General features: G+C 75.0%; 18 protein-coding genes and 1 pseudogene. 13 read left to right on the forward strand and 6 right to left on the reverse strand.

The window, feature by feature from the left end:
• Positions 1-340: 340 nt before the first annotated feature.
• Positions 341-1,276: a LysR family transcriptional regulator gene (locus tag AC07BF_RS36365; RefSeq protein WP_400843880.1), complete on the reverse strand. Its 936-nt coding sequence runs from the start codon at positions 1,274-1,276 to the stop codon at positions 341-343.
• Between the two features lie 185 nt (positions 1,277-1,461).
• Between AC07BF_RS36365 and AC07BF_RS36370 the strand changes: the two genes are divergently transcribed.
• On the forward strand, positions 1,462-2,085 hold the full coding sequence (locus AC07BF_RS36370) for a cysteine hydrolase family protein (RefSeq protein ID WP_478334506.1): 624 nt from the start codon (positions 1,462-1,464) through the stop codon (positions 2,083-2,085).
• Positions 2,086-2,515: 430 nt separating this feature from the next.
• On the opposite strand, the gene AC07BF_RS36375 is transcribed toward AC07BF_RS36370, so the two are convergent.
• From AC07BF_RS36375 to AC07BF_RS36385, 3 genes are all read right to left on the reverse strand, one after another.
• A complete protein-coding gene (locus AC07BF_RS36375; RefSeq protein ID WP_400843886.1) occupies positions 2,516-3,241 on the reverse strand; it encodes a dienelactone hydrolase family protein in 726 nt (241 codons plus the stop codon).
• A gap of 232 nt (positions 3,242-3,473) precedes the next feature.
• Positions 3,474-4,004 (reverse strand): hypothetical protein, encoded by a 531-nt coding sequence (locus AC07BF_RS36380; protein ID WP_478334507.1) that lies wholly within the window; start codon positions 4,002-4,004, stop codon positions 3,474-3,476.
• 183 nt (positions 4,005-4,187) lie between these two features.
• A complete protein-coding gene (locus tag AC07BF_RS36385; protein ID WP_478334508.1) occupies positions 4,188-5,330 on the reverse strand; it encodes an AI-2E family transporter in 1,143 nt (380 codons plus the stop codon).
• A gap of 432 nt (positions 5,331-5,762) precedes the next feature.
• On the opposite strand from AC07BF_RS36385, the gene AC07BF_RS36390 reads away from it, so the two are divergent.
• Positions 5,763-6,344 carry an STAS domain-containing protein gene (locus tag AC07BF_RS36390; protein ID WP_478334509.1) on the forward strand — a complete coding sequence of 194 codons (582 nt, stop codon included), beginning with the start codon at positions 5,763-5,765 and terminating at the stop codon, positions 6,342-6,344.
• A gap of 12 nt (positions 6,345-6,356) precedes the next feature.
• Positions 6,357-6,863: an ATP-binding protein gene (locus AC07BF_RS36395; RefSeq protein WP_363584230.1), complete on the forward strand. Its 507-nt coding sequence runs from the start codon at positions 6,357-6,359 to the stop codon at positions 6,861-6,863.
• An 8-nt stretch (positions 6,864-6,871) separates the two neighbouring features.
• Here the strand turns inward: AC07BF_RS36395 and AC07BF_RS36400 are convergent, their stop codons facing one another.
• Entirely contained in the window at positions 6,872-7,138 is a 267-nt protein-coding gene (locus tag AC07BF_RS36400; RefSeq protein ID WP_363584228.1) for a hypothetical protein, read from the reverse strand.
• 10 nt (positions 7,139-7,148) lie between these two features.
• Entirely contained in the window at positions 7,149-7,472 is a 324-nt protein-coding gene (locus AC07BF_RS36405) for a plasmid stabilization protein (RefSeq protein ID WP_363584226.1), read from the reverse strand.
• Positions 7,473-7,756: 284 nt separating this feature from the next.
• Between AC07BF_RS36405 and AC07BF_RS36410 the strand changes: the two genes are divergently transcribed.
• The 10 genes and pseudogenes from AC07BF_RS36410 to AC07BF_RS36455 all read left to right on the forward strand — a co-directional run bounded on the left by AC07BF_RS36410 (position 7,757) and on the right by AC07BF_RS36455 (position 15,232).
• Positions 7,757-8,770, forward strand: a complete 1,014-nt coding sequence (locus AC07BF_RS36410; protein ID WP_363584224.1) for a SigB/SigF/SigG family RNA polymerase sigma factor — start codon at positions 7,757-7,759, stop codon at positions 8,768-8,770.
• Positions 8,771-8,875: 105 nt separating this feature from the next.
• Positions 8,876-9,022, forward strand: a complete 147-nt coding sequence (locus tag AC07BF_RS36415; RefSeq protein ID WP_400806672.1) for a hypothetical protein — start codon at positions 8,876-8,878, stop codon at positions 9,020-9,022.
• Positions 9,023-9,071: 49 nt separating this feature from the next.
• Positions 9,072-9,434, forward strand: coding sequence for an STAS domain-containing protein (locus AC07BF_RS36420; RefSeq protein WP_363584222.1), 363 nt, complete (start codon positions 9,072-9,074; stop codon positions 9,432-9,434).
• Between the two features lie 191 nt (positions 9,435-9,625).
• A pseudogene (locus tag AC07BF_RS36425) lies at positions 9,626-9,889 on the forward strand (HAMP domain-containing protein); the annotation flags it as partial.
• 21 nt (positions 9,890-9,910) lie between these two features.
• The gene (locus tag AC07BF_RS36430) at positions 9,911-10,207 is read left to right on the forward strand and encodes a response regulator (protein WP_478334511.1); all 297 of its coding nucleotides are present in this window, start codon (positions 9,911-9,913) and stop codon (positions 10,205-10,207) included.
• Positions 10,204-12,516 (forward strand): PP2C family protein-serine/threonine phosphatase, encoded by a 2,313-nt coding sequence (locus tag AC07BF_RS36435; protein ID WP_478334510.1) that lies wholly within the window; start codon positions 10,204-10,206, stop codon positions 12,514-12,516. The genes AC07BF_RS36430 and AC07BF_RS36435 overlap by 4 nt, the downstream gene beginning before the upstream one ends.
• 130 nt (positions 12,517-12,646) lie before the next feature.
• Positions 12,647-13,084: a hypothetical protein gene (locus AC07BF_RS36440; RefSeq protein ID WP_363627678.1), complete on the forward strand. Its 438-nt coding sequence runs from the start codon at positions 12,647-12,649 to the stop codon at positions 13,082-13,084.
• A 75-nt stretch (positions 13,085-13,159) separates the two neighbouring features.
• A complete protein-coding gene (locus AC07BF_RS36445; protein ID WP_363584214.1) occupies positions 13,160-13,585 on the forward strand; it encodes an ATP-binding protein in 426 nt (141 codons plus the stop codon).
• A 256-nt stretch (positions 13,586-13,841) separates the two neighbouring features.
• Positions 13,842-14,651, forward strand: a complete 810-nt coding sequence (locus AC07BF_RS36450; protein WP_478319036.1) for a ribonuclease BN — start codon at positions 13,842-13,844, stop codon at positions 14,649-14,651.
• 122 nt (positions 14,652-14,773) lie between these two features.
• On the forward strand, positions 14,774-15,232 hold the full coding sequence (locus tag AC07BF_RS36455) for an SRPBCC family protein (RefSeq protein ID WP_363625638.1): 459 nt from the start codon (positions 14,774-14,776) through the stop codon (positions 15,230-15,232).
• The last annotated feature ends 119 nt before the right edge of the window (positions 15,233-15,351 follow it).

A 15,351-nucleotide genomic window follows, 5' to 3' on the forward strand; every position in this document is an offset into this window, starting at 1 on the left:
CCCCCCCCCCCCCCCCCCCCCCCCCCCCCCCCCCCCCCCCCCCCCCCCCCCCCCCCCCCCCCCCCCCCCCCCCCCCCCCCCCCCCCCCCCGCCGCGCGTGGGAACCAACTTAGGTGCCGGGTTCGTGGTTGTGGCCGTCGTCCGGGTCTGCTGGAGTTTGACCGCTTGTCCCTTCCGCCGGGCCCTGCCCTGCCTGCGTCCAGCTGAGGCAGGTGGTCGAGCGCTGTGACCTCGGTGAGCGACACGTCCGGCCACGGCAGGGCCGAGGTCCGCGCGTGGGACCAGGCCAATCCCAGGCCGGAGGCCGAGGACCAAGCTGATTGCGGGCGCGCGGTGGCGTTCAGCGTGGAAGGACCCAGTCCGGTGTCCAGGTGCCGGGGGCGTCGTGGCCGGTCGTGGTGGCGGCGAGGTGGGCGCGGAGGGTGGCCAGTGTTGGGTGGGGGTTGTCGCGGTGCCAGAGGAGTGAGTGCGGGTAGACGGGCGTCGGGTCGGTCACCGGGATGCGGCGCAGGCCGTGGTCGGCGGGCCAGACGAGGCGGGTGTGCTCGCCCATGAAGGTGGCCAGGGCCGGAGTGTCGGCGATGGTGTCGAGGAGCGCGTCGGAGCCGAAGTTGGGGCCGGTCGCCTCGATGGTGAGGCCGAACTCGGCGACGAGGTCGTCGTAGTAGGCGCCCCACTCGGTACCGGGGACGATGCCGGGCATCCAGATCCGGTGCCCGGCGAGCTGGGCGACGGTCACCGACCGGGCGCCCGCCAGCGCGTGGGCGGGACCGGTGAGGAGCTGGAGCGGTTCGTCGATCACCCGGACGGACTCGATGTCCTCGGGAAGGGGCCGGCCGGGCGCGACGACGGCGCGGAAGGACGCGTCGATCGCACCGGAGCGGATGGCGTTGACGGCCGTCTCGATCTCGAACAGCATCATCACGTCGAGATCGATCTCGGGGTGCGCGCGGTGGAAGCCGCGCATCAGGCCCGACGCCGAGCCACGAAGGTTGATCACGTCGACGCGCAGCGGACGGCGGCCGGGGCGCACGGACTCGACCGCGCGCTCGGCGGCGCGCAGCAGCTCGCGCGCGTGGGGCAGGAAGGCCTGCCCGTCGATGGTGAGCTCGGCCCCGCGTGCGGTGCGGGTGAACAACCGCACGCCGAGGTTGCGTTCCAGCGCGGCGATGCGCTTGGAGACGGCCTGCTGGGTGACGGCCAGCTCGGCGGCGGCCTCCTGGAACTGCCCGGCGTCGGCGGCGGCGACAAAGGTCCGAACGGTGTCGAGGTCCATGGCGGCACTCTATAGGTACAACTGGTGGTTGTGGCTTGGCGGTCCTGTGGTTGTTTGATCCCTGAGGATGAGGCGCGCTTTGATGCTTCCGATCGCTGATCGGTTGTGCGGATGGGAGCGGCCGTCGGTCCGCCGAATCGTCTCCCCGCGCCGACCGGGTGCCGCCAAGTAAGGAGAGAACTCGCGTGAGTACTGCCCCTGCGTCTGCCCCCGCGCTTGACCCCGCGCTTGACCCCGAGCACACCGCTCTGCTCGTCCTGGACTGCCAGCCCGCGATCCTGGCCGTTCTGCCCGAGGGCGGGGGCCGGGAAGCCCTGCTCGACCGCGTGGAAGCGGCGATCGCCGACGTCCGCACCAGCGGCGCCACCGTCGCCCACGTACGCGTCGGCTTCACCGAGGCCGACTGGGGCGCGATCCCGGCCACCAACAAGTCCTTCGCCCCGCTGGCCCGACACCGTGTCATGCACCACGAGGACCCTGCCACGGCCATCCACGAGCGCCTGGCTCCCCGGGACGGCGACCTCGTCGTGCGCAAGACCCGCTACGGCGGCATGTCCACCACCGACCTCGACCGGCAGCTGCGCGAGTGCGGCATCACCACGCTGGTCGTCTCCGGCATCAGTACCAGCGGTGTCGTCCTGTCCACCGTCCTCGACGCGGCCGACCGCGACTACCGGCTCTACGTCCTGTCCGACGGCGTCGCCGACCCGGACACCGAAGTCCACGACGTCCTGCTCCAGAAGGTCCTCCCCTCGCGGGCCCACATCATCGACACCGCCGAGCTGCGCACCCTGCTCCGGGCCGGCTGACTCGAACCGCCGAACCGCCGAACCGGAGACGGGAGCGGTGTCAGCCGGACACCGCGCGCGCCCGGCGAGCACACTTCCACCGTGCCCCCCGTGCCCGAGGGCCGTGGTACTCGGCCGGCTGCGGGTTCTCCCCGGTCCCGGCGGCCGCCGCGGATCCGCAGGTGTTCATGTGGGCCCTCGGGAAGGAGGACGCGAGCGCTACCGAGACGGCGCTGATCCGTTTGGCGGCGATGACCGGCGGCACGCCGCCCGCCCGGGGAGCCGGCTGGGGCTGGGGCCGTGGAGACCGGGCGGGGAGTCCGGACCCGGTTCACCAGCTGTTGAGCCGCTGGTTCGAGGGCGATCACATGGTGCGTCAGATCGCAGAGCCCGACGCTTGACTCGCCGGGCAGGTCGGGTCCGCCGACCGGGTCGCTCCGGTACGGCCGGGTCACTCCGTTACGGGCAGGCATTCGGTGAGCAGGCCGACGATGTCGCGCCAGGCGCGCTGAGCGTGCCGGGGGTGGTGGCCGACGCCGGGGAGCACGGCGTGGCCGACCGTCGGGTGGTGGAAGGCGTGCAAGGCGCCGCCGTAGACCACGAGGCGCCAGTCGACGCCCGCGGCCTGCATCTCGGCGGCGAACGCGTCCCGTTGTGCGGGCGGCATGATCGGGTCTTCCGATCCGACCCCGGCCCACACCGGGCAGCGGATGCGCGCCGCCTCGCCGGGTCGGCCCGTGGTCAGGGCGTTGACCGTCCCGATCGCCCGCAGGTCGACGCCGTCGCGCCCGAGTTCCAGTGCGATCGCGCCGCCGGTGCCGTAGCCGATGGCGGCGATCCGGTCGGGGTCGGTCCGCGGTTCGGCGCGCAGCACGTCGAGCGCCGCGTGGCCGATGCCCCGCATCCGGTCGGGGTCGGCGAGCAGGGGAGTGACGTGCGCCAGCATCTCCTGCGGGTCGGTGAACCAGCGCCCGCCGTTGATGTCGAAGGCCATTGCCACGTAGCCGAGTTCGGCGAGGGCGTCGGCCCGGCGGCGCTGGAAGTCGTTGAGCCCGGGCCCCTCGGGCCCGACCAGGACCGCGGGTCGGCGGCCGGTACCGGCCGGGAGCGCGAGGTGCCCGATCATCGTGAGGCCGTCGGCCGGGTACTCGACCGTGTGCGTGGTAACCGTCGTCATGGGACCGGACTGTAGTGAGCGTCGAGCCCGGGCGGGCCGGTTTTTCGCCGGCGGCAGAACGGCGCGGGTGTGCCTCGGATGATGCGGCGATGCCAGTGGTGGGACCGGGCTCGGGGGCCGGTCCCACCACGGACGGCGGTCGGCGGGAGGCGGATCGGCGGGTTCGTCTCACGCGACGTCGTCGGCCGCCCGCGCTTGCACCGTCCGCTCCGTCATCCGCTCCAGGCTCGTGTCAGTATCCGGCCGGGGCGTCCTCGATGTCCGAGATGAGCTTGGTGCTCAGGTCGCTCTGCACGGCCAGCTCGGTGTGCGTGGCGTTGGGGCCGGTGCCCCAGGTGAGTGTGACGGTGGTGAACAGGTGGCCGGCTCCGGAGTCGTGGTACCGCACCTCCCAGTGGGTGGGCACGTCCTGGGCGCGGAGGACGCCGTCGGCGTGGTTGGCCTGCTCCCAGGCGGCCAGTCGCTGCTGGAAGTCCGCCGTGAGGTAGTGGGCGCGCAGGCCGTCCGACAGGTTGTCGGTGCCGTCGGAGACGGCGTCGATGTAGGCGCCGTAGAAGTCGGCGACCCGGTCGACCGCGGAGTCCGGGCTCCCGTCGCGGACCGGGTCCCCCGGCGCCACCCGCTGCCCGCCCGCCTGCTCGGTACGGGTCGTGGAGGCGGGGTGCTGCGGGCCGGCCGCCGCGGCCTGCGGCGCGGCCGCCGCCAGGATCAGACCGACCGTGGCGGCCGCCGCCAGCAGTCCGCGTCGAACACTCAGCTTCATCGTCAGTCTCCCTCGTCATGCCAATGGGTCGAGCCCTGGGCGGGTCACCTGGCAATGCGCGGACCGTCCGGGCCGGATCACACCAATCACCTGCTCAACGACGCCCGGCCCGGAAGGGAACGGGCCGCGCGCAATCCCGGCGCAGATCCGACCCTTCGGGCCGTCATGGTGTGATCAGTCTGGTCACCGGGTGCCGCGGCCGGGGGCGGGTCGGTGCGGGGGGCGGCGTTCGTCGCGTTGGCGGTGCGGCTGCCCGTGGTGTGCCGCTGGGGGGCTGGTTCGTGGCCCCGGGCGGGGTGGTGGGCCGTGGTCGCGGAGTTCGCAGATCACCGCCCAGGCGACCGACACCACCGGCACCGCGACCACCGCGCCGAGGACACCGGCCAGCACGGCGCCGCCGATCACCGACAGCGCGACCGCCACCGGGTGGATCCGGACGGACCAGCCCATGACCAGCGGGTGCAGCAGATGGCCCTCGATCTGGCCGATGATCACGATCAGCCCGAGCACCAGCAGCGCGACCGCCGGGCCGCGGGCCGCCAGGGCGACCAGCGCGGCGACGGCCAGCGCGATGGGGGAGCCGATCAGCGGGACGAGCGCCGCGACGAACTCCAGCATGATCAGTGGCAGTACTAGCGGTACCCGTAGGGCGGCCAGCGCGACGCCGACCAGCACAGCGTTGGTCGCCGCCACGATCAGCACACCCCGGGTGTAGCCGGCGAAGGTGCGCCACGCGGCGTGCCCCGCGCGGTCCCAGGCAGATCGTGACCGGGCCGGGAGCTGGTGCTGCGCCCAGCACCACATCCGGTCGCCGGAGTGGAGGAAGAACACCGAGCAGAACACCGCGAGCGCCAGCCCGGTGAGCATTTCGACGACCCGGCTCGCCCCGCTGAGCGCGGTGCTGAGCAGCGCCGAGCGGTGGGCGGTGACGAACTCGCCGAGCTTCGCGCGCAGGTCGGTGACGGTGCCGGCCCGCAGGTGGAAGGGGGCGCCGGTGAGCAGGCGGTCGATCCGCCCGAGGCCGCCGCGCAGTTCGGTGCCCAGCCGGCCCCACTCGCCGACGACGGTCGTCCCCACCAGGGCGAGAACGCCGCCCACGACCACGATGGCGCACACGAGGACCAGCAGGACGGCGATCGAGCGGGGCAGCGCCCGTGCCAGCAGGTCGACGAGCGGCCGCAGGACCGAGGTGATGACCAGCGCCAGGAACACGGCGATGACCGGCAACTGGAGCCGGCCGAGGACGGAGACGGCCAGGTAGGCGGCCACCCCGAGCAGGAGCAGCCGCCAGGTGTACCCGGCGGCGGTCCGCAGCCCGGCCGGCACGCGGCCTCCGGACCCGTCGGACACGACGGGGCGCGCCCGGGGCAGGACCACCCGGGTCGGGTGGCGCCGCCGGGCCGGTCTCGCGCCGTTCACTCGCACGGGCGGCCTCCCTGGCGTCTGCCGGGCTTCGTCCGGCGTCGCGCGGCTACCCGGGCCGACGGGCCGGAAACGGGAGAGGGTCCGGAAACGGGAGAGGGTCCGGAAACGGCCGAGGGTTCGGAAACGATCGAGGGTCCGGAAACGATCGACGGGCCAGAAGCGGTCGGCGGGCCGGAAACGCTCGCGTCCACAGCTGCGCCGTGAGCGCGACCAGCAGCGCGCTGCGTGGCCCGCCACGTACACCGCCGCGGCGGTCAGGAACAGGCCGACGTGCCCGACGGTGGAGAACGCCGGCACACGTGTAGCCACCGTGGCTGCGGGCACACGCGGGGCATGGATGAGGAGCGGGTGGTGAGCCCGGCCCTGCCCGGGGCGGCGGCCCTGCCCGGGGCGGCGGTCCGTCCGGCCCAGGTCGTCCGCGGGACCCGAACCGCCGCGTGGGACGGCGGTCGGGACGGCAGGACTCCGCCGCGAACGGACCGGGAGCCCGCCGTGTCACGGCCGGCCGAGCAGCCCGGCGGGGGTGAGGGGGAGCAGCAAGTCGGCGGCCTGCGCGTCGCGGTGCGCCGGGAGGGCCGCGCGCGGGTGGTCTCCCTCGGAGGTGAACTGGACCACGGCAGCGCGAACGGTCTGTGGACGGCGCTGTCCCGTCCGGTGGCCGGGGGCGAGGAACGGATCGTCGTCGACCTCACCGGCCTGCGGTTCTGCGACTCCACCGGGCTGAACCTGCTGCTGCGCTCACGCCTGGACGCCGAGGCGGCCGGCCTGCGGCTGGGACTCGCCGGTCCGGGGCCCGTGGTGGCGAGGCTGTTCGCGATCACGGAAGCCGACACGGCGCTGCGCATCCACCCCGACCTCGACGCCGCTCTGAAGACCGCGGACCCGCCGCAGCGCGGCTGCGACGACGTGGAGTGAGGAGAACCCGGCATGAAGAGCCCCGGGGAGGGAGCGTTGCCGAAGGACTCCGGCCGGAGGGCGACGGCTTCCGGCCGGCGGCCGAGTGGCTCCGACCGGACCAGGCGGCTCGTGCTGGTCGGCAGTGAGAGCGCGGTCCAGCGGTCCCGGGACTTCAGCCGTGCGGCGCTGCTCGCCTGGCACTGGCTGCCCGCGCCGGATGCCGGGCGGCTGGCGGCGGCGGAGGACGTCCTGCTGATGGTGTCGGAGCTGGTCACCAATGCGTGCCTGCACGCGCCCGGCGGCCCCCGGGAGCTGCGGCTGGGCTGGGACGGCGAGCGGCTGCGGGTGGAGGTCTCGGACGCCAGCCCGGCCGCGCCGCGGCTGCGCCCGTTCGCGGACCCGGGCCGTCCCGGCGGCCACGGCCTGCGGGTGGTGGACCGGCTGGCGCGCGACTGGGGCTGCCTGCCCGAGGGCGAGGGGAAGCTGGTCTGGCTGGAGGTCGCGTCCCCGGTGGACCCTGGCGCCCTCCAGGGCTGAGCGGGGTCTCAGGCCTGACCGGGGTGCGGCTGGGGCGGCGGTGCCGGATCGGGGTCGGAACCGGGGCCCGGGAACGGGTCGGGAGTGGGGAAAGGCGGGATCGGCGGCGGTGCCGGGTCGGGGTCCTCGCCCGGCTTCGGGGCGGGGTTCGGGTGGGGGACCGGCTCGGTGTCCGGGCCGGGGGGAGCCGGGACGGTCATCATCACCGGCGTGGTCGTCATCAGCGGCATGGTCATCCTGACCGGCGTGGTGGTTCTGACCGGCGTGGTCGTCATGACGCCCTCCTCAACGGCCCAGCGCGTGCGACAGCTCGCGCTTGTTCATCTTCGAACGGCCCTTGACGCCGCGCTGCCTGGCCTCGTTGTAGAGCTGGTCGTAGGTCGGGCCCCGGGCCCCCGTGTGCGAGCGCTGCCCGCCGCGGCGGCCGGAGGAGATGTCGTGGAGCGAACTGCGGCTCGCGGTCTTCGACTCGCCGTGCCGGGCGCGTTCCTTGTTCACCGTGCGGGCGGCGATCTCCTCGGCCCGCTTCTCGGTCTCGCCCCGGTCGAGCGCGCTCTCCTTGATGTGCTCGTACTGGCGCTCCCGTTTGGGGCTGGATCCTCGGGGCATGGCGGCGCTCCTTTTCGTGACGGCAGGGCGTTGCCCGAGCGCGTGTACCCGTAGGCAAGGTAATAAACCGCCCAAAACATGAATCGGAAGTCGTGTGTCGGGTAGAGAACGCATGACGCGGCCGTGGATCGCAGCCAGTCGCGTCCGCACCCTCACCGGGTGCCACCGGGACCGTCGCCCGACGACACCGGGCCCAGGTCCTCCGGAAAAGCAGCCCCGTCGCGTTCGGCGCGAGCCGCTCGCGGCGCCGGGCGTTCGCCCCGATGCCCCAGGAGAGAGCCACCGTGTCCACCACGCTGGAAACCGGTCGCCCCACCGACCGGACGGCCGCCCCGCCGTCCGGCCTTCCGCCCGACGTGCCACCCCGCCCGACGGACGCGCAACTGCGCGCGATGGGCAAGTACGAGGCACGCGAACTCAGCGACGCGCTGTTCGAGCGCCTGGCCGCACTCGCCCGCGAAACGCATGCGTACAGCTACGTGCGCGGCACGATCATCGAACTCAACATGCCGCTGGTGCGCTTCATCGCCGCCCGCTTCCGCCACCGCGCCGAGGACATGGACGATATCCTCCAGGTCGGCACGATCGGCCTGATCAAGGCGGTCGACGGCTACGACCCGCACCGCGGCGTCGAGTTCGTCACCTACGCCATCCCCACCATCGCCGGTGAGATCAAGCGCTTCTTCCGTGACACCTCCTGGCCGGTCCGGGTCCCGCGCGGCATGCAGGAGCTGTACCTGACCGTCGCCCGCGGATCCGACCGGCTGGAGCAGGAACTCGGCCGCCTCCCGCACCCCGACGAGATCGCCGAGGACCTCCACATCACCGTCGAGCAGGCCGCCGAGGGCTTAGTCGCAGGCCGCGTCTACCGGCCCGACTCGCTGGACGCTGCGCGCGAGCAGGACCTCGACGAGAGCGGCAGCGCCATGCTGGACCGCATGGGGGCCTGTGACCCCGGCATCGAACTCGCGGATTTCCGCACCGCCGTGCGCCCCCTGCTCGCCCGGCTGTCGTGCCGCGATCAGACGGTGCTCAAGCTGCGCTTCTGGGACGGCTGGACCCAGTCCCAGATCGCCGAGCGCATCGGCGTCTCCCAGATGCACGTCTCCCGCCTGCTCACCGCCACCCTCACCAGCCTGCGCGAGCAGCTGGAGGACCGCGACGCCCCCGGCTGGGCGGACGAACCCGCAGGTCCGGCCGAACCCAGGGGAGCGGAGGACGGGGGAGCGGAGGACGGGAGAGCGGACGACGGCGGAATGACCGACCAGGGAGCCGCCGAACCCGAGGCGCCACGCTGATTTCTTTCCCTCCCGGGCGTTTCCGGCCCCCCGCAGCGGATAGCCGCGCTGCGGGGGGGGGCGTCCTGGACGAAGCGTGATGAAGCGTGACGAAGGAGGAACACCGTGTCCCCGAAGGTTTCCGACCACGTCCGGATCGAGCGGCCGCTCTTCGACGGCACCCGCGATCCGGCGGGCGGCACCGTCACCCCCGGCGCGGACGGCGCCCCCGGCCACGGGCTGCGCCTCGCACCCGCCCGAGCGGATGCGTAGCGCACGGCGTGAACCGACCGGCCGGCCGGTGACGGAAGGAGCCGACACCATGACCCGCCGACCACCGACCGGCCGTGCCCCGGGGCCGGGCGGGTTCACCGCACGGGCCCGGCCGTGGGCCGGCGGCACCGTCCTCGCGCTGTACGGCGAACTCGACCTCGACTCGGTCGGCGCCCTGCACACGGCCCTCGACGCGGCCCTGGCCGCGCCCCTCACCGTCATCGTGCTCGACTGCGCCGACCTGGAGTTCTGCGACTCCACGGGGCTCAACTCGATGCTCCGGGCCCACGCCCGCGCGGCCGCCGAGGGCAGCCGGATCGAACTGGCCCGCCCCCGCCCGCTGGTCCTGCGGATGCTCGAACTGACCGGGGCCGTCGAGGTCTTCGCGCTGCGGGACGTGCCACCGGAGTGAACGCGCGGCCTGCCGCCCCGGGCCGCGCGGGCGCGGGCCCCGGGCCCTGGGCCCCTCCCCGCCGGACCGACACCTGTCCTGCCTGTCGCCCTCCGGTGGCACAGTGGAAACAGGGCGGCGGCCCGCCGCCCCGGGGTCGGGGCGTCCGGTCGGGCACCCCGGCCGTGCGGCGGACCCGGGCGGTGGAACGGATGGACGAGCGGCCGGCCCCCGACGCCGACCCGGCCGAGCAGGCCCCGCGGCACCTGCTCGCCGGGCTGACCACCGTGCGCGACGGGGACTTCGCCACCCGGCTCGCGCCCGAGCAGCCCGGCATGCTCGGGGAGATCGCGACGGTCTTCAACAGCATGGTCGACCAGCTGTCCGCGTTCGCCGGTGAGGTGCCCAGGGGCGCCCGCGAGGTCGGCACCGCCGGCAACCTGGGCGGCCAGATCACCGTCAAGGGCGTCACCGGGCAGGGAGTGACCGGGCAGGGAGTGACCGTGCTGCACGCCCCCGACGGCCGCGCCGGACTCGACCTGCTGCGCACCCACCCCGAGACCGACCTCGTGCTGATGGACGTGATGATGCCCGGCCTCGACGGCTACGCCGCGATCGCCGCCGGCCGCGCCGAGGAGCGCTTCGCCCGCCTGCCGGTCATCGCCGTCACCGCCAAGGCCATGCCGGGGGACCAGGACAAGAGCCTCGCCGGCGGCGCCGACGACCACGTCACCGAACCCGTCGACACCCGCCACCTGCTCGGCCGGATGCAGTACTGGCTGGACACGCCATGACCGCCGGGCACGAGCCCTCGGACACCACGGCCCGGGCCCTCGCCGAGACCGTGCGCCGGCTCCAGAGCGCCGCCGCCCGGGTGCAAGCCGACGCCCGCGCCCGCGCCGTCGTCGACCTGGCCACCGGGATCCTGGCCGAACGCCTCGGCCTGCTTCCCGCCGAAGCCGCCGCCTGCCTCGCCGGGCTCGCCCGGGAGGCCGCCGTGCCCGTGGCGGCCCTGGCCGCCGACATCGCCGGGGTGTCCGGGCAGGCACCCGGCCAGGCACCCGGCCAGGCACCCGGACCGCTCGCGGGCACAGCCGACCCTGCGTCGCCCGACCCCGTGACGCCCGCTCTGGCCGCCGTCCCCGATCTGCAAGGCGCCGCCGAAGCCGTCCTGGAGCAGACGGCGGACGCGCTCGGCGCGCACGCCGTCGCGCTGTGGCTGCGGCTGCCGGGCGGTGTGCTCGCCCTCGCCGCGCACGCCGGGCTGCCCGCCGCCGAGGCCGACGCCTGGAGCCGGGTGCCACCCGGCGTCCCCACCCCGGCCCAGCACGTCGTGGTCGGCGGCGTGGAGCTGTGGCCCGGCGATCCGGAGGCCGCAGGCCCGTCGGTGGGAGCCGGCTCGGCCCGGGCCGTCCTCCCGCTGATCGACGCGGGCCGCCGCCGGGGCGCGCTGGAGGTCCTGTGGCCCGCACCCGGCCCCGCCCCCGCGCTCGGCGCGCCCCAACGCCGCCGGCTCCACGCCCTCGCCGACCTCTGCGCGACCCTCCTGGCCGACGTCCGCACTCCCGCTCCCGCTCCCGCTCCCGCCCCGCCCGGCGACGACACCGCGCTCCTGGAGGGCCTGCCCATCCCGGCCCTGCTGCTGGAGCCGGTCGTCCGCCGAGGAGAGATCGCCGACTTCACGCTCCTGCGGACCAACGCGCACTTCCGCGATCCGCTGGGCCGCCCCCGGGACACGCTGGAGGGCACCTCGCTCCTGGAGGTCTACCCCACCGCGTGCGCCACCGGCCTCTTCGAACGGCTGATCCGGGTGCACGAGACCGGGGTCCCGTTGCCCGGCGAGCGGGTCCGGCTGGTCTTCCAGCAGGGCGGACTCGCGCTTCCCACCACCGTCCTGCTCGCGGCGGCCCCCGTCGGCGGCCGCGTGCTGGTCGGCTGGCAGACGGAGACCGCGCGGGCCGGTGAGGCCGAGCAGAGTGCCCTGCTGCGCCAGGCCCAGCGGCTGGCCCGGGTGGCCGGGTTCGAGGAGCACCCAGCCGAGGGCCGGATCCGCTGGAGCGACGGCCTGCACGAGATCTACGGGCTGCCGCCCGACACCGACCCGGTGCCGCTGGCCCAGCTCGCCCGGCACGCCCACCCCGACGACGAGCCCGCGATCCGGCGCCTGCTGGACACCGTCCAGCGCCGGCACCGGACGGCCTCCGCCGTCGTCCGCCTGGTCCACCAGGACGGCACCCACGGGTACACCCGGGTGATCGCCGAGCCCGTCCTCGACGACCACGGGCGGCTCACCGGTGTGCGCGGCGCCTTCCACGACGTGTCCGCCCAGCACCGCACGGAGGTCGCACTCGGTGCCACCCGGGCACGTCTCGCCGACAGCGAGCAGGAGACCGCCGACAGCGAGCGACTGGCACTGCGGCTCCAGCAGGCCATCCTGCCCGCCGCTCCGCCCCCGCTCGGCCCGGCCGGCCTGCGGGCCGCCGTCCGCTACCGCCCCGCCGCCCAGCACGACCGGGTCGGCGGCGACTGGTACGACGTGCTGCTGCTGCCCGACAAGCGGGTGCTGCTCACCGTCGGGGACGTCGCCGGGCACGGCGTCGGCGCGGCCACCGGCATGGTCGCCCTGCGGCACGCGCTGCGTGCTCTCGCCGTCACCGGGGCCGGCCCGGCCCGGATGCTGGAGTGGGCCAACATCGTCGCCCTGCGCGAACCCGGCCAGATCACCGCGACGGCCGTCTGCGTGCTCGTCGACCCGGCCGGCGGCGAACTGCGCTGGGCGCGGGCCGGGCACCTGCCCCCGATCCTGGTCGGAGCGGACGGCGCCCACGTGCTGCCGCTGCCGCACGGCGTGCTCCTCGGCGCCCTGGACGACGCCCGGTACGAGGAGCACACCGCTCACCTGCCGCCGGGCGACGTCCTGGTCCTCTACACCGACGGCCTGGTCGAACGCCGGGACCGCCCGGTCGAGGAGTCCGTCGACCAGCTGATCCGCGCCGCCGGAGCCCCCGGCCCCGACCTGGAGCGCTACCTCGACCGGCTGCTGGAGCTCAGCCCCGCCGACACCGACGACGACACCTGCCTGATCGCCGTCCAGAGCCGGTAGCCCTCTGCCGCGTGAACCCCGGTCCCCTCGTCCTGAGCGGGCCTGCGAAGCGCGGCGTTAGGTCCGGGCCCGCCCGGGTAGGCGCGGCCCTGCGGGGGCGACCGGAACCGAACGACGGAGAGGACTCCCCATGTTGCTGCTAGGACTCCTGCTGATGGCGGCGGCCGGTGCCTTCGCCGGACTGCTGATCGCGGACAACCTCTCCGGCGGGCCCGACTACCAGGCGACGGTGCTGGGCATCCGCCTGCCGGCGCTCGACAGCCTGGGCATCTTCCTCGCCGGGCTGGCCCTCGCCCTGCTCTTCTGCCTGGGCCTGGCCCTGATGGTCCTGACGGCCCGGCGGGCCCGGCGGACCCGACGCCCCGTCCGGCTGTCCGCGCACCGGGCGGCCCACCAGCGGTCCCAACCGGTGGTGCGGCCGGACCCGCCCGAACGATCCCTCCCGCCCGACGAGGGCGAGCAGCCCGCGCCGCCGGAGGAACGCCCCGCCCAGCAGGGCGGCCGGGACGTCGGCCTACCGGCCGAGCCCCCACGCGGCGGCCGGACCCGCCACCTGTTCGGCCACTGAGGCGCCGCGACGCCCCCCGGAGCCGATCCTCCGACGACCACGGGCCCCTCACCGGGCCGGGAAGGACGCGACCGCATGACCGGACCACGGCCTTCCCTCGGACGCCCGTTCCCCACGAGGCCGTGGGCGCAGCGGCTGCCGCTCCAGGCCGACCTCAGGGCGGCCGCCGACGCCCGGGCCTTCACCGCCGAGTTCCTGGCCGACGTCGCCGACCCGCTGCTGGTCGCCGACGCCGTCCTGCTGGTCTCCGAACTCGTCGGCAACGCCCTGCGCCACGGCGGCGAGCCCGGGACGCTGCTCCTGATCCGCGCCACCGGCCGGCTGCGGATCGAGGTCAGCGACGCCAGCCCGCGCCCGCCGCTGCCCCGGCCCCCGCACCCCCCGGACGAACCGGGAGGCCTCGGCCTGTTCCTGCTGAGCCGGCTCACCCTGCGCTGGGGCTGGCACCCGTCGGGGCCGGGCAAGACGGTGTGGTGTGACCTACGGCTGCCCGCGAGCTGACGGCCCGCCCGGCGCCTGCCGGGCGGGTGTTCTGCGTCCGGGAGGAGCGGTGTCCGTGCGCGGCCACCCGGCGGCGCCGGACGCCGGTCGCGACGCCGGAGCGCCGGACGCGCCCCGCGCGGTGGCATCCTGACGGGGCAGGTCCGTCCGTGGGCGTCGAACACAGCGAGGATCCAGTGGCCGTGAACCGACCGTCGTCGTCCCCGTCGCCGTCGCCGTCGCCGCCGTCGCTGTGCGGCGTCCTGGGTTGAGCGGCGTGCGCCGCCGCGGCCGGTTGACGGCGATCGCCCGCAGCTGGTGGCAGGTCCTGCGGGCGGCCGTCGTCGGCGTGTGGGAACACGGCCGCACCATCGAACTGCTCCAGCGCTCGATGGCCTTCGCGGCGCTCTTCTTCGTGACCCTCGTGCCGCTGCTGATCGTCATTGCGGCGGCCTTCCCCGCGCGCGGCAGCGGGATCTCCGAGTGGATCACCGACGGCCTCGGCCTGAGCGGGCCGGGCGCCGACGCCGTCCACCGGCTCTTCGCCTCCCGGGGCCAGGTGCTCAGCACGACCACGGGCTTCGGCCTGGCCGCGCTGGCGGTCTTCGGGGTCTCGTTGATGGCGTCCGTCCAGGGCGTCTACGAGCGGGTGTGGGAGCTCGACCGCGGCCCGTGGCACGCGGTCTGGCGCCAGACCCTCGGCCTGGCCGGGCTGACCGGGTACATCGTGCTGGCCGCCTCCAGCGGCGCGCCCTGGCGCCACTCGGCCGCCCAGCCCTCCTTCCGCATCGCCGTCACGACCGTCGGCGGCCTCCTGCTGTTCTGGTGGCTCCAGCACCTGCTGCTCGCCGGACGCGTCCCGCCGAGGCAGCTGCTGCCCGGAGCCGTCGCGACCATGGTGGCGCTGGCGGGCCTGCGGCTCTTCTCGCGGCTGGTCTTCGCGCCGCTGCTGGTGTCCAACGCGGTCTCCTACGGGACGGTCGGGACGGTGCTGATCGTCCAGTCCTGGCTGATCGGCGTCGGCTACACCGTCTACGGCGGCGCGCTCGCCGGGCGCGCCGTGGTCCGGGCCCGCCGCACGCCGTAGCGCCGGCGCCAGGCCGGGGCGGCCGGTGCTGCGGCACGCGGGTGGGTTAGGGCGCGGCGCAGCGGGCAGGCGCGCGGGCGGCCGGGAAGGGCTCGGCCACCGCACACGCGAGGAGGCCCCAGATGAGCATGGTGAAGAAGACGGTCGACGTCGACGTGCCGCTGCACGCCGCGTACAACCAGTGGACCCAGTTCGAGGAGTTCCCGCGCTTCATGGAGGGCGTCGACGCGGTGACCCAGCTGGACGAGCGCCACAACCACTGGCGGACCAGCATCGGCGGTGTCACCCGCGAGTTCGACACCGAGATCATCGACCAGCTGCCCGACGAGCGGATCGCCTGGCGCACGACGGACGGCGACGTGAAGCAGAAGGGCGTCGTCACCTTCCAGGAACTGGATGACCGGCACACCCGGGTCAACCTGGCCATCGACTTCCAGCCGGAAGGGATGGCCGAGAAGACCGGCGACATGCTGGGCATGGTCGACCGCAGGGTCAAGGGGGACCTCCGGCGCTTCAAGGACTTCATCGAGGACCAGGGCCGGGAGGGGGGAGCCTGGCGCGGCCGGATCACCCCCGGCTGAGCCCCGCCCCCGTCCACGCCCCCCGTCACCCCCTGGCGGGGGGGGGGGGGGGGGGGGGAGGGGGGGGGGGGGGGGGGGGGGGGGGGGGGGGGGGGGTGGGGGGGGGGGAGAGGGGTGGG

This window comes from Kitasatospora sp. NPDC043950, assembly GCF_056435345.1.